10 protein-coding genes are annotated in these 13,648 nt (G+C 62.9%); 4 read left to right on the forward strand and 6 right to left on the reverse strand.

The annotated features are described in order from the left end of the window. The first annotated feature begins 39 nt into the window (after positions 1–39). On the forward strand, positions 40–948 hold the full coding sequence (locus JNB89_RS17000) for an SMP-30/gluconolactonase/LRE family protein (protein ID WP_220363033.1): 909 nt from the start codon (positions 40–42) through the stop codon (positions 946–948). Between the two features lie 40 nt (positions 949–988). Further along, positions 989–2,008: an ABC transporter substrate-binding protein gene (locus tag JNB89_RS17005; protein ID WP_220363034.1), complete on the forward strand. Its 1,020-nt coding sequence runs from the start codon at positions 989–991 to the stop codon at positions 2,006–2,008. 111 nt (positions 2,009–2,119) lie between these two features. On the opposite strand, the gene dld is transcribed toward JNB89_RS17005, so the two are convergent. The 6 genes from dld to JNB89_RS17035 all read right to left on the reverse strand — a co-directional run bounded on the left by dld (position 2,120) and on the right by JNB89_RS17035 (position 10,357). Then, positions 2,120–3,895: a D-lactate dehydrogenase gene (gene dld, locus JNB89_RS17010; protein WP_220363035.1), complete on the reverse strand. Its 1,776-nt coding sequence runs from the start codon at positions 3,893–3,895 to the stop codon at positions 2,120–2,122. Positions 3,896–3,959: 64 nt separating this feature from the next. Next, on the reverse strand, positions 3,960–5,288 hold the full coding sequence (locus tag JNB89_RS17015) for an MFS transporter (protein ID WP_220363036.1): 1,329 nt from the start codon (positions 5,286–5,288) through the stop codon (positions 3,960–3,962). Positions 5,289–5,437: 149 nt separating this feature from the next. Then, a complete protein-coding gene (glcC, locus tag JNB89_RS17020) occupies positions 5,438–6,208 on the reverse strand; it encodes a transcriptional regulator GlcC (protein WP_013343373.1) in 771 nt (256 codons plus the stop codon). Positions 6,209–6,526: 318 nt separating this feature from the next. Beyond that, on the reverse strand, positions 6,527–7,327 hold the full coding sequence (locus JNB89_RS17025) for an SDR family NAD(P)-dependent oxidoreductase (protein ID WP_218741447.1): 801 nt from the start codon (positions 7,325–7,327) through the stop codon (positions 6,527–6,529). Between the two features lie 124 nt (positions 7,328–7,451). Further along, the gene (locus JNB89_RS17030) at positions 7,452–9,332 is read right to left on the reverse strand and encodes a TRAP transporter large permease subunit (RefSeq protein ID WP_220363087.1); all 1,881 of its coding nucleotides are present in this window, start codon (positions 9,330–9,332) and stop codon (positions 7,452–7,454) included. A gap of 5 nt (positions 9,333–9,337) precedes the next feature. Next, entirely contained in the window at positions 9,338–10,357 is a 1,020-nt protein-coding gene (locus tag JNB89_RS17035) for a TRAP transporter substrate-binding protein (protein ID WP_220363037.1), read from the reverse strand. Positions 10,358–10,760: 403 nt separating this feature from the next. On the opposite strand from JNB89_RS17035, the gene JNB89_RS17040 reads away from it, so the two are divergent. After that, entirely contained in the window at positions 10,761–11,927 is a 1,167-nt protein-coding gene (locus JNB89_RS17040; protein WP_220363038.1) for an acetyl-CoA acetyltransferase, read from the forward strand. A gap of 66 nt (positions 11,928–11,993) precedes the next feature. Then, complete coding sequence (locus tag JNB89_RS17045) at positions 11,994–13,571, forward strand: acyl-CoA synthetase (protein ID WP_220363039.1); 1,578 nt, start codon at positions 11,994–11,996, stop codon at positions 13,569–13,571. Positions 13,572–13,648: the final 77 nt, after the last annotated feature.

Raw genomic sequence — 13,648 nt, forward strand, 5'->3', positions numbered from 1 at the left:
CGAGCGCAGTTCCGATTCACATGAAGAACGAGAGGGGACATGAAATCCAGCGACTATGAAGTGCATGATCCGCGTTTCAGGCTGCTGCTTCAGCCCAATGCATTCCTGAGCCGCCTGACAGACGAATGCCTGTGGGCCGAAGGGCCCGTCTATTTTCCGGCAACAGACCTGCTGATCTGGAGCGACATACCGAACAACCGCATGCTGCGCTGGGCGCCGGGAATGGGCGTCGGAGTATTCCGCGCGCCGTCGAACTACAGCAACGGCAACACGCGCGATCGCGAAGGCCGGCTCGTCACCTGCGAGCATGGCGGGCGGCGCGTAACGCGCACCGAACACGACGGCAGCGTAACCGTGCTCGCGTCGCACTTCGAGGGCAAGCGACTGAATTCGCCGAACGATGTGATCGTCGATTCGAACGGCGGCATCTGGTTCACGGACCCCAACTACGGAATTCTCAGCGACTACGAAGGGTATCGCGCGGAAAGCGAGATTGGCCGCTGCAACGTGTACCGCATTGCACCGGACAGCACGCGGGTAGAACTGGTCGCCGACGACTTCGTGAAGCCCAACGGTCTTGCGTTCTCGCCGGACGAGTCGCGCCTCTATATCGCGGATTCCGGCGCGTCGCACGACGACACGGCGCCGCGTCATATCCGCGTGTTCGACGTTGCGGGCGAGGGCCGTTTGCGCAACGGGCGCCTTTTCATCGAGATGCGAAGCGGCGTGCCGGACGGCATGCGCGTCGACGAGCACGGCAACGTGTGGACGAGCGCCGAAGACGGCGTGCATTGCTATGCGCCGGACGGGACTCTGCTCGGCAAGATCCTGATTCCGGAGGTGGTCGCGAATCTCACGTTTGGCGGCATTAACCGCAATCGGCTGTTTATCGCGGCGACCTCGTCGGTCTATTCGCTTCACGTCGGCGTGCGCGGCGCGGGGCGCTGAAACAGCACAACATCACAACATCAAAATCCGGAGACGAAACATGAAGATGACAGCAATCGCGGTGGCGCTGTGCGTCGCCACGGCATCGGTGGGCGCTTCGGCGCAGGTTGCAACCGGCGATACGTCGTCGATGAAGATCGCGCTGTCGAACAACTATGCGGGCAACAGCTGGCGGCAGCAGATGCTCAAGAGCTGGTCGAACGTCGCGGATCCGGCGGTGAAACAGAAGATCGTTGCGGCCGCACCGAGTTTCACGACCGCCGAAAGCCAGGCCACCGAGCAGGTCCAGCAGATCCAGAACCTGGTGCTGCAAGGCTACAAGGCGATTGCAGTCGATGCGGTCTCGCCCACCGCGCTCAACGGTGTCATCAAGCAGGCGTGCGGCGCGGGCGTGACAGTCGTGTCGTTCGACGGGATCGCGACCGAGCCCTGCGCATACCGCATCGCGGTCGACTTTCAGGGCATGGGGCGCATGCAGGTCGATTACCTCGCGAAGCGTTTGAACGGCAAGGGCAACCTGCTGGAGATCCGCGGGCTCGCGGGCGTCTCGGTGGACGACGAGATTCATCAGGGCATCGTGGACCAGCTGAAGAAATATCCGGGGCTGAAGATCGTCGGCTCGGTACATGGCGACTGGACGCAGACCGTCGCGCAAAAACAGGTGGCGGGCATTTTGCCGACGTTGCCGAAGATCGACGGCGTTCTCACCCAGGGTGGCGACGGCTTCGGCGCCGCGCAGGCAATCAAGGCTGCCGGACGGCCGACGCCGATCATCATTCTCGGCAACCGTCAGGAAGAGCTTGCATGGTGGGCCGATCAGAAGAAGAGCGGCTACGAGACGATGTCGGTGACGATTCCGCCGGGCGCGTCGACGTTCGCGTTCTGGGTCACGCAGCAGATTCTGGCGGGCAAGAAGGTGCCGCACGATATCCGCATGCCGGTGCTCGAGGTCAAGGCAGATGAACTCGATGCCGTGCTCGCCAGGACACCGGCGGGTGCGCTTGCCAACAAGGAGTACACGCGCGATGAAGTGGTCGCGGTAGTCGATGGGAAGAAGTGAGGGCCTGGCGAACGTGAGGTGAGGGGCGAGCGGTGAGCGACAGTGAGTCGCGCGAACCGGCTAATAGCGGGTCGTAGCGCCTGAGGGGCCGCGCCCAAGGTCGCGAGGTACTTAAGCGACCGGTTCGCGCACCGCTTGTGAGTTGCCTTGCGAGTTACCGTGCAGCTCGCCTCGTGACCCGCCTCCCGATCCCCCTTCGGGCTCCCGATAAGCCGCGAACTTCGAGGTCTTGCCGATGCCCGGATTGAAGCAATTGCACGGATCGAGCTTCTGATAGAACGCGGCAAGCTCGGGCTTCGCCTCGTACAGATGCCCCACGTTATGCTCCGCCGGATATTCGGCGCCGCGAGCGTCGAGCAGTTCCAGCATTTCGTGTTCGAGCGCCACACAGTCGTGCCCCTTCCTGACAATGTAGTCCTGATGGAACACGTGACACAGAAAGTGGCCGTAATACAGCTTCAGCGTAATGGCCTGTTCGATTTTCTGCGGCAAACGCTCGAACCAGTCGCGATCGTTTCTCCTTAGCGCAATGTCCAGCGCAACGATATCTTCGACCTCGCGGTGATGCACCGCGCGATACCGCACCGCCGCACTCGCCGCCGCGAAGCGATGCAAGAACGCTTTTCGGCCTTCTTCGTCCGTGCATTCGAAATACGCGCCGTTTGCAGCGGCGAAACGTTCGGCGAGAAAGGCGCGTGCCTCGTCAATGCCCGCAGCCGGCACTTTAAGCATCAGATGATGCTCGTAGCGGTCCCGATACTCCTTCAAGCGCGCAGGCAGATGATCTGGCAGCAACTCGCTTAGCCATTGCAGCATGCGGTCGGTGAAATGCTTCGGCATGAAGCTCAGGCGCTCGAACCACGTGTCGCAACGCGTTTTCAGGCTGAAGAACATCGGCAACCGTTCGGTGCCGAACCGGTCAATGATGACAAACAGATCCTTGCCGTACTTCTTCGCTACATCGAATGCATCGCGGTGCATGTATTCGCCGGCAATGGGCAGATACTCGAAGTTCGCGAGCGCGTGGCGGCGAATATCGGTGAGCACGCCCGTATCGTTCGTGCCGATGTAGAAAACCTTGGCGCCGCTTTGCGCAGCGAACGTGTCGAGACGCACCGCGAAAGTCATGACCTTGCCCGCGGAACCGGACGCCTCGAACAGACGGCGCGGATCGGCATTGAAGCGCGCGGGTGTCGAGGCATCGACATCGCGCACGTGGATCGCGTATTCGCGGTCGGAAGCTGCTGCGCCCTCGCTGACGTCGCGGGGGGCGAACGTGCCGTTTTCGATGCGTGTCAGCACGTCTTCAGGCGACTCGCCCAGTTCAATGCCGAGATGATTCACGAGCCGCACAGTGCCCGTCGCATCGACCGCGGCGAACAGCGCCATCTCCGTGTAAGCCGGCCCGCGATGCACGAGCGAGCCGCCCGAGTTGTTGCTGATACCGCCCAGCACCGATGCGCCGATGCATGATGAGCCGATCACCGAATGCGGCTCGCGCCCGAGCGGCTTTAACGTGCGCTCTAGCTGATCGAGCGTCGTCCCGCCGATGCACACGACCTGCCTGCCGCCGTCGAGCAGATGAATGCGCTTGATGCGAGTCGTGCTGACGATGACGATATCCCGATCGTAGTCATCTCCTGCGGGCGTCGAACCGCCGGTCAGCCCCGTATTCGAGGCTTGCGTAATGACAATGACGCCCGCCGCGACGCATGCGGTCAGCGCCTGCCATTGCTCGTACAAGGTGCCCGGACGAACCACGGCCAGCACGCGCCCCGTGCCGAAGCGATAACCCGTGCGATAGCGGCGCGTTCGCGCATCGCCGGTCAGCACGTGGCTCGCGCCTACGATCTCACGCAGTGACGCAAGCAAAGCAGTGTCGGACATGATGACCTCGAACCTTGGGTGACTCGCACGCGACTTATACGGCTGTGTGCAACTTATGGGCAACCTAAACGCGGCTTTGCTGCGTCGGCGTCGGCGGCGCGGAACGCGCGACGCCTCGCTGCATCAGCGTGAGAACCGCGCCCATGAACAGCGCGAACGCGACGAACACCAGACCCGCATTCGTGCTGTGCGTGACATCCTTCATCCAGCCGATGATCGACGGGCTCACGAAGCCGGCGAGATTGCCGATTGAGTTGATCATTGCGATGCCCGCGGCCGCAGCCGTTCCAGACAGCACGCTGCTCGGATAGGTCCAGAAGACGGGCATCATCGAAAGGACGCCGGCGGTTGCGGCCGACAGCGTAATCAGCACCAGCACGAGGTTGTCCGTGTACAGCGTGCTCGCATAGAAGCCGATTGACGCGGCAATGGCAGCCGTCGCCAGATGCCAGCGCCGCTCGCGGCGCTCGTCCGAACTCTTCGCGACCAGCACCATCGACACGATGGCGACCGCATACGGCACCGCGGTGAGCAGCCCGACAGCGAATGCGTCCTTCACGCCCGCGGCCTTGACGAGCGTCGGCAGATAGAAGCTCACGCCGTAGAGGCCCATCATGCAGCAGAAGTAGATCGCCGCCAGGTGCCACACGCGAGCATTCGAGACCACGGCCTTCAGCGAATGATCGGCGTTCACGTTGCCATCGCGGGCGAGATTGGCTTCGAGTAGCTGCTTCTGCGATTCGTCGAGCCACGATGCAGCCCGAATGCCGTTAGGCAGCAAAAACAGCACGAGAATGCCGAGCACGAGCGATGGCGCCGCCTCGATCAGATAGAGCCATTGCCAGTTCGACATGCCATGCACGCCGTTGAACGCCTGCATGATCCAGCCCGACAGCGGGCCGCCCACGACGCCCGCCACCGGAATGCCGATCATGAATAGCGCGTTCATGCGGCCGCGCCGGCTTGACGGATACCAGTAGGTCAGATACAGCACGATGCCGGGGAAGAAACCCGCTTCCGCCACGCCCAGCAAAAAGCGCACGAGATAGAACATGGCGGGTGTTTTGACGAAGAGCGACGCCGCCGACACCACCGCCCACGTCATCATGATCCGGCTGATCCACACCCGCGCGCCCACGCGATGCAAAAGCACATTGCTCGGCACCTCGAACACGAAATAGCCGATGAAGAAAATGCCTGCGCCCAAGCCGTACACGGACTCGCTGAACTTGAGGTCGCTTAGCATCTGCAGCTTCGCGAAACCGACGTTGACGCGGTCCAGATAAGCCGCGACATAGCAGATGAAAAGGAACGGCAGCAGACGCCAGGTCACTTTCGCGTACGTGGCGTTCTCCAAACCGGCGGAGGATGCCGGGCTGAGGGGCGGGTTCATCGACTGTCTCCTGATGCGTGCGGCCTGTTGCCGCTACTGACTGAATGTCGCGCATTGTTCCGCGTCAGCGGGAAACTGTCGATATGCAGAAGCACTGGTCCTACCAGTTTGTGTTGCCGTGCCAGCCTGCCAAACAACTGACGAAAGTACTATTCCCAGCCGTTCAGGCGCAGGGTGGCCCGCACGAGACGCTGCTCTTCTCCGTCTATTTCGCGCAGACAGGCGGTGGTCGTGGCGATGTGCGCGCTCGCCGCGCGCCGCGCCTGCTCGGGCTGTTTGCCGGTCACGGCCTTGTAGAGCCGCGCATGCTGGCGGTCGATCACGCGCTTTTCCGCCGTGCGGTGGTAGAGGTTGTTGACCGATGCGAAGACCGAACTCAGCAGCAGGTCCGTAAGGGATGTCAGGGTATGCACCAGCACCGGATTGTGCGAGGCCTCGCAGATCGCGAGATGGAACGCGTAGTCGAGTCGCGCCCGCTTGGTTTCGCCGATGTCGGGGCTGTTGTTCGCCGCGAGCATCTCTTCATAGCGCCGGGTGATCAGCGCGTAGTCGGCCTGGGTGCCGCGCAGCGCCGCGAGCCGTGCGGATTCGGCCTCCAGCATCTCGCGCACTTCGAAGATGTCGTAGAGCGTGCGCGGCTGCGATCCGAGCAGGTGCATCATCGGCGAAAGCGCCGGTTGCGAGGTGAGCGCCGCGACGAACGAGCCGCGCCCGTGCGACGTTTCGATAATCTTGCGCGCCCGCAGCACCTTCAGCCCCTCGCGCAGCGCGGAGCGCGATACACCGAGCTTGACGGTCAGCCGGCGCTCGGATGGCAGCGCCTGACCGGGCTTGAGCACGCCGTCGACGATCAGACTTTCGATGCGCCCGGCCACCACGTCGGCCACCTGCGAGCCGGATTCCATATCGTCCCTTTCCATGCGCCTCTCTACTGGTCGGACCACTGTCCGGCCATACTAACGCGCGACGAAGCGCGATGGCAAGGCAGGGCGCAAGGAGGTTTGGGCAAACCGGTCCGCGTGGGGGCGGCGCTCGCCGTCCACGGATCGATGTAACGGCCGCTTCGCCGCGTCCTGCGTAAAAGCGCCGACCGGACTGCAATGGGACGCTTGGCGCGACGCTCACGTGGGTTCGGGAGAGAAGGTGTGCGCCGCGGGCGTTCCAACAACGACGCCTTCACCGCCCGCCTGCGCAGAGCCGCGCGGCGCGAACGGTGCAGTACCTGCTCGCCGCAGCGCTCAAATCTCCAACACTCCCGCCGCCATAAATCCGCCGTCTACCGGCAGCGTCTGTCCGTTCACATATGAAGCCCGTTCCGAGCACAGAAAGGCGACCACCGAGGCGATCTCGTCCGGCACGCCGTAGCGTCCGGCGGGCACTGCGCGCGTGTAGTTGTCGCGCGCTACCTGCGAATGAAGATCGAGCGTCATCGGCGTGTCGACCGGGCCCGGGGCAATGCCGTTGGTCGTAATGCCGTACTCGGCGAGTTCAATGGCCATCTGCCGCGTGAGACCGATTACCGCTGCTTTCGACGTGCCATACGCGGTACGCCCCATGCTCGCGCGCAGTCCGCTGACGGACGCAATGTTCACGATGCGTCCCCAACCGGCCCGGCGCATGAGTCGGGCGGCACGCTGACCGCACAGCATGGGCCCGGTCACATTGACGTCGAATACCTTGCGCCAATGCTCGACCGGATAATCGATGAACGGAAACGTCTTCGCAATGCCCGCGTTGTTCACGAGAATGTCGCAGCGGCCAAACTGCGCGTCAATCGCGCTGAATGCCTCGTCGATCGACGACGCATCCGAGACGTCGAGCCGCACCGCGTACGCCTCGCGGCCGGCCGCGCAAAGGGAGCCCGCCAGATCGTTCGCCGAATGAGTGTTGATATCGCCGACGAAGACAATGTGCCCGGCGTCGGCGAGTTGTTGCGAGATCGCCGCGCCGATGCCGGCGCCGCCGCCGGTCACGAGCGCGACGCGCGGATGGGCGGGAAGGGAGCGGTCACGGCGGAAGCTTTCGATATTCTGATTCACTGCGCACTCTCGAATGAATGATTGGAAACAAAAGGAATGACTGAAGACAGATGATCGGAACGCCGGACACGACGCTGTATGGCACCGTTGGCCTGGTTGCCGTTCGCGTCGGCGCTCTATTGCTTCACTTCAGGAACCCGATCGACAGCCAGGGCACGAACGCGACCACTACGAGCGCGATAAGCAGCGCGCCGAGATAGCCCCACACGCGGCTCACGACTCGGTCCGGAGACACCTTGCCGATCGCGCAGGCGGCGTAGAAACCGACGCCCATCGGCGGTGCGAAGAGGCCGAGTCCCATCGAAAGAATCACGACCATCGCGTAGTGCACGTCATGGATGCCGAGCGCCCGCGCCACCGGAAAAAGCAGCGGGCCGAACAGCACGATCGCGGGTATTCCTTCGAGCACGCTGCCGAGCACGACGAACACCACGATCGACACGGCGAGAAACGCGTGCGGACCACCCGGCATGTGTTCCATCGCCGTCACGAGCGACGCGGAGAAACCCGATTGCGTGAGCGCCCATGCCATCGCGGTGGCAAGGCCGATGATCAGCAGGATGGCGCCGGACAGACTCGCGGTATCGAGCAGCAGCGAGTAGAGGCGCTGCCATTTGATCCGTCGTCCGAACAGATGCAGCATCACCCCTGCAATCAGCGTGTATGCAATGCCGATGGTGGACACTTCGGTCGCCGTGGCGGTGCCTTCGATCACCACTGCGCGGATCAGCATAGGCAGCGCGAGTGCAGGAAGCGCAATCACGAAAGTCCTCAGAATCGTACGCAGAGGCGCGCGTGTCGTGCTGCCGGCAGGCTCGTGCCGCGCGCGGCGCCAGCACACGAAGCCGATCGCGACAGTGGCAACCACCGCGGGCATGATGCCGCCGACAAACAACGCGGTAATCGATACGCCGCATACCGCGCCAATGGTGATCAGCACGAGACTCGGCGGAATCGTTTCGGTCATTGCGCCGGTCGAAGAGAGGAGCGCGACCAGTTCTTCCGGCTTTGCCCCGCGCCGCTGCATCTCGGGAAAGAGCGCGGGCGCGATGGCGGCCATGTCCGCCGCTTTCGCGCCGGAAATGCCCGACACCAGAAACATCGCGCCGAGCAGCACGTATTGCAGGCCGCCGCGCACGTGACCGAGCAACGCGGCCATGAAATCGATCAGGCAGCGCGCGAGTCCGCTCAACTCCAGCAGCGCGCCGAGCAGCACGAAAAGCGGCACGGACAGCAGCACGAGATTCGCCATGCCTTCGTCCATGCGGCTCACCACGATACCGAGCGGCGCGTGCGTCATCAGAACGAGATACGCAAGCGTCGCCGTGCCGAAGCTGAACGCAATTGGCACGCCGCCCGCCACGCACAGACCCACCAGCACGACAAAGAACACGATCAGGTTCAGATTGCCGAGCCCGAGCAGGGCCGGCTGCGCGAACCACAGCACAGCGGCGATCGATCCTGCGGCGAGGAGCGCGCCGCCGAACTGCGCGGGCGTCACATTGCGGGCGATACGGGCGATTGCGGCCATCAGCATCAGCACCGCGCCCACGGGCAGGGCGGCACAGCGCCAGCCGTCCGGCAATTGCAGCGCGGGCGTGCTGACGGGCATCTGCAGGTTCATGTGTTCGACCGCCGGCGCGATGATGAGACCGACGAACGCGCACACCGTCAACGCGCTGACCGCTTCCAGCCAGCCTCGCCATTTGTCGGGCAAGCGCGTGACGATGGCCGTGAGCCGCATGTGTTCGCCGCGGTGCAACGCGAGCACGGCGCCGAGCATCGCGAGCCAGCTGAACAGAATTGACGCGAGTTCGTCGGACCAGATGAGAGGCCGGTTCAGCCCGTAGCGAAAGATCACGCCGCACAGCAGGATCACCGTCTCCGCGACCACGAGGCAGGCCGCGACCGCGCCGACCCCGTGCATTACCCAATCGACTGCCAGCGCAACGCCGCGCGGAAGCCAGCCGTCGTTTTCCAGTTTCTTCGTCAAGGTGAGGTGCATGAGCGTCAGGCGAGCTTGCCGGTGTATTTTTCGAGGGCGGTCCATGCGTCGTCGCCAAACTTTTTGTGCCAGTCGGCGTAAAAGCCAGTAGCGGTCAACTGTTTGCGAAACGCGTTCATGTCGACGTCGTTGAATTGCAGACCCCTGGAATTGAGCTCCGGCATCAACGACGCGTTCAGCTTGGCGACGTCCGCGCGTTCCTGCACGGCGGCGTCGTTGATCGCATTGCGAACGATGACCTGCAGGTCCTTGGGCAGCCGCTCGAATGACTGCTTGTTGGCAAGGAACCAGAAGCCGTCCCACATGTGATTCGTGAGCGAGCAGTACTTCTGCACTTCATAGAGCTTGGCGGCAGTAATGGTCGCGAGCGGATTCTCCTGACCTTCGACCACCCGCGTTTGCAGCGACGAATACACCTCTGAAAAATTGATGCTGGCCGGCGACGCGCCGAGCGACTGGAACATCGACGTCCAGATGGGGCTCATCGGCACGCGCAGCCGGATGCCTTTCAGATCGTCGGGCACATGGATCGAGCGGTTGCTGGTGGTCGTTTGGCGATAACCGTTGTCCCAGATCTTCTCGAACGCGAACACGGAGGTCTTTGCGATCTGCTCGCGCACGCGCGCGCCGAGCGCACCGTCGAGCGCGCCCCATACCTGGTCGTAGTCCTTGAACGCAAAGCCCACGCCCGTGATCTGCGCCGCCGGCACGAGCGTGCCAAGAATCAGCGGCGATAGCGTGAAGTAGTCGATTGCGCCTGAGCGCACCTGCGAGAGCATGTCGGTGTCGCTGCCCAACTGGTTGTTCGAGTACACCTGGAAGTCGATGCGTCCTTTGCTCTCCGAAGCAATGCGCGCTGCTGCCTGCTTCGCGCGCACGTTCATCGGATGAGTGGCGGGCAGGTTGTTCGCATACTTCAAGGTGAACTCGGCGGCGTGCGCGCTGCGGCCATGCAGGCCGGCAAACGAGGCAGCGGCGGCAAGAGAGGCGCACTTGAGAAAGTCGCGCCGGGAGGTAACGCTCATCGTTTGTCTCCTGAGTTTTATGTTCGCCGCATCGAGGCGGCGCTCAGCTAAAAGCAAGAGCAGTGCCATTTTTTGCAGGCCGCTGCAGCACTGACATTGACTGTGCGCATTGGGGTTTTTGCCAGGCGTCGGATGGCGCGTCGACGCACTCATGTGTTTAGCGCATGCGACACCTGTCGCATGCTTTGATCAGTCGGCGTTGCGGTGGGCAGGCGTATGCCGGGCAAGCGCGAATCCGCGCAAGCACGGTCATGCGCGCGCCCCGGTCTTGCCAGGCAAGCGTTGCTGGACAGGAACGCAGGCGGCTGTGGCTGCCGCGGGCAACAGCCGCGAGGTGCCGTAACGGCATTGGCCTGGCTCTTGCATTGAGTGGCGCCATTCTCAAGCGAAGGAGTGGTATCTAATGCAACCGACCATCATCGGATGGAGTCATCTGCCGTTCGGCAAACTGGATGCGATCGACATCGAACGAATGATTGCCGACAGTGCGCGAGGGGCGATCGAACATGCTGGCATAGAGCCAGGCCAGATAGATTCGATTCACGTGGGCACGTTCAACGGCGGCTTCATCTATCAGGACTTTCCGTCGGCGCTGGTCTTCAATTCGATTCCCGAATTGCGTTATACGTCGACTGTGCGTTGTGAAAACGCGTGCTCGACCGGATCGGCAGCGGTGTATTCCGCACTCGACGCGATCCGCGCGGGTCGTTCGGCGTGCGCGCTCGTGATCGGCTACGAGAAGATGACGAGCTTGCCCACTGCCGAAGTCGGCAAGGTGCTGCAAAAGTGCTCGTATGCGTCGGAAGAGGCAGATGTGCCAGGCGGTTTCGCGGGGATCTTCGGCGGGCTCGCGCAGACCTATTTCGAGCGCTACGGCGATCAGTCGGACGCACTGGCGGCGATCGCCGCGAAAAACCATCACAACGGCGTAGCGAACCCGTATGCGCATATGCGGCGCGATTTCGGCTACGACTTCTGCCGTACTCCGTCGGAGAAAAACCCGTTCGTGGCCGGGCCGTTAAAGCGCACCGACTGCTCGATGATTTCCGACGGCGCGGCCGCAATGATTATCGCTTCGCCGGAACTTGCGCGAAGCGCGCGGCATGCTGTCGAATTTCGCGCGACGGTACAGGTGAGCGACTATTTGCCGTTGTCGCGCCGCGATCCAATCGCGTTCGACGGCGCGCGCCTCGCGTGGACGCGCGGTCTCGCGCAGGCGGGCATGACGCTTTCCGATCTGTCGCTGGTGGAAACGCACGACTGCTTCACGATTGCCGAGCTGATCGAATACGAGGCAATGGGCCTAGCCGAGCCGGGCCACGGCGCGCGCGTGATTCTCGACGGGGTGACGACGAAACAAGGGCGCTTGCCGGTGAATCCATCGGGCGGATTGAAGGCAAAGGGCCACCCGGTCGGCGCGACCGGCGTGTCGATGCACGTGATGGCAGCCATGCAGGTGACGGGCGTTGCCGGCGATATGCAGATTCCGGATGCGCGCACGGCCGGCGTGTTCAACATGGGCGGCGCCGCGGTGACGAATTACCTGAGCATTCTCGAAGCACGCCGCTAAAGCCCGGCCCCGCGCGAACGATGCAATGCGCGCCGCGTCCCTTCTTTTTCTTCAAAGCACTTGCGTATGCTAACCACCGTCATGAATCTCGGGAATCTGCTCACTGATGCAGCCCGACGCCACGCCGATCAACCCGGTTTTATCCACGCCGGACGCAGCATGAGCTGGCACGAAATTAATACGCGCGTCGATTCCGTCGCGCATGGTCTGAGCCGTCTTGGTGTGGGCAAGGGCGACCGGATCCTCGTTCATTCGCGCAACAACATCGCGTTGTTCGAGAGCGCGTGGGTCGCGTTCAAGCTGGGCGCGGTGTGGGTGCCGACCAATTGCCGGATCACCGCTACAGAGGCGGCCTACCTCGGTGAATCGAGCGGCGCGAAGGTCATGATTTACGAAGCCGGTTTCGACGCGCATGTCGATGCAGTGCGTGCGGCTTCAGCGGCGCTCAAGCACGTGGTCGCAATCGGCAAAGCCCGCGTGGGCGAACTGGAGTACGAGGTGCTCGCACGGCAGATGAATGCGCCGCCGTTCGCCGCTGCGGATGTGGACCGCGACGATCCGCTATGGTTTTTCTATACGTCGGGCACGACCGGGCGGCCCAAAGCGGGTGTGCTCACACATGGGCAGATGGCATTTGTGCTGACCAACCATATCGCCGATCTTATGCCCGGTCTCACGCACGAGTCGCGTTCACTGGTGGTCGCGCCGCTGTCGCACGGCGCGGGGATTCACGCGATGGTCAACGTCGCGCGCGCGGCGGCCAGCGTGTTGCCCGCGTCCGAGAAGCTGGATGCAGAAGAAGCATGGGCACTCGTGGAGAAGTACCGGGTCGACAACATGTTCACGGTCCCCACCATCGTCAAGATGTTGACGGAGCACGAATCGGTGAGCCGCTATGACCACAGTTCGTTGAAATACGTGATCTATGCGGGCGCGCCAATGTATCGCGAGGACCAGAAACACGCGCTGCGTACGCTTGGCAACGTGCTGGTTCAGTACTACGGACTCGGCGAGGTAACGGGAAACATCACCGTGCTGCCGGCGTCGCTGCATCGCGCGGACGACGACAGCGCCGACGCTCGCGTCGGCACCTGCGGCTATGCGCGCACCGGCATGGAGATCGGCATTCTCGACGACGAGGGGCATCGCCTGTCTGCTGGCGCAAGCGGCGAAATCTGCGTGCGCGGGCCGGCGGTGTTCATCGGCTACTACAACAACCCGGAGGCCAACGCGAAAGCCTTCAAATATGGCTGGTTCCACACCGGGGATCTGGGCCATCTCGACGAAGAGGGTTTCCTGTACATCACGGGGCGTTCGTCGGATATGTACATCTCCGGCGGCTCGAACGTCTATCCCCGCGAGGTCGAAGAGGCCATTCTGACTCACAAGGCCGTGCAGGAAGTGGCGGTGGTCGGCATGCCCGATGCCAAGTGGGGGGAGATCGGCGTGGCGGTGGTCGTGCTGCGTGAAGGCTGGGCGCTCGAGGAAGAAGCATTGCTCGCGCATCTCGAACCATATCTCGCACGCTACAAGTGGCCGAAGCGCTGCGTGTTCTGGGACGCGTTGCCCAAGTCGGCGTATGGAAAAATCGTCAAGAAGGATATCAAGCTGATGCTCGCGGCGCCGCAGGAAACGGCCGCCTGAAACGGCATGGCAGAGACGCAGCGCGAGACCGCGCGAGCTGGGGCAATACAGCGCAATGCAACGCAACCAGCGCAACC

This window comes from Paraburkholderia phenoliruptrix, from assembly GCF_019511605.1.
GTDB classification, from domain to species: Bacteria; Pseudomonadota; Gammaproteobacteria; order Burkholderiales; family Burkholderiaceae; genus Paraburkholderia; species Paraburkholderia phenoliruptrix_A.

Coding starts and splice junctions, on each gene's coding strand:
- JNB89_RS17000 (WP_220363033.1), top strand. CDS start 40: ATGAAATCCAGCGACTATGAAGTGCATGATCCGCGTTTCAGGCTGCTG.
- JNB89_RS17005 (WP_220363034.1), top strand. CDS start 989: ATGAAGATGACAGCAATCGCGGTGGCGCTGTGCGTCGCCACGGCATCG.
- dld (WP_220363035.1), bottom strand. CDS start 3,895: ATGTCCGACACTGCTTTGCTTGCGTCACTGCGTGAGATCGTAGGCGCG.
- JNB89_RS17015 (WP_220363036.1), bottom strand. CDS start 5,288: ATGAACCCGCCCCTCAGCCCGGCATCCTCCGCCGGTTTGGAGAACGCC.
- glcC (WP_013343373.1), bottom strand. CDS start 6,208: ATGGAAAGGGACGATATGGAATCCGGCTCGCAGGTGGCCGACGTGGTG.
- JNB89_RS17030 (WP_220363087.1), bottom strand. CDS start 9,332: ATGCACCTCACCTTGACGAAGAAACTGGAAAACGACGGCTGGCTTCCG.
- JNB89_RS17035 (WP_220363037.1), bottom strand. CDS start 10,357: ATGAGCGTTACCTCCCGGCGCGACTTTCTCAAGTGCGCCTCTCTTGCC.
- JNB89_RS17040 (WP_220363038.1), top strand. CDS start 10,761: ATGCAACCGACCATCATCGGATGGAGTCATCTGCCGTTCGGCAAACTG.
- JNB89_RS17045 (WP_220363039.1), top strand. CDS start 11,994: ATGCTAACCACCGTCATGAATCTCGGGAATCTGCTCACTGATGCAGCC.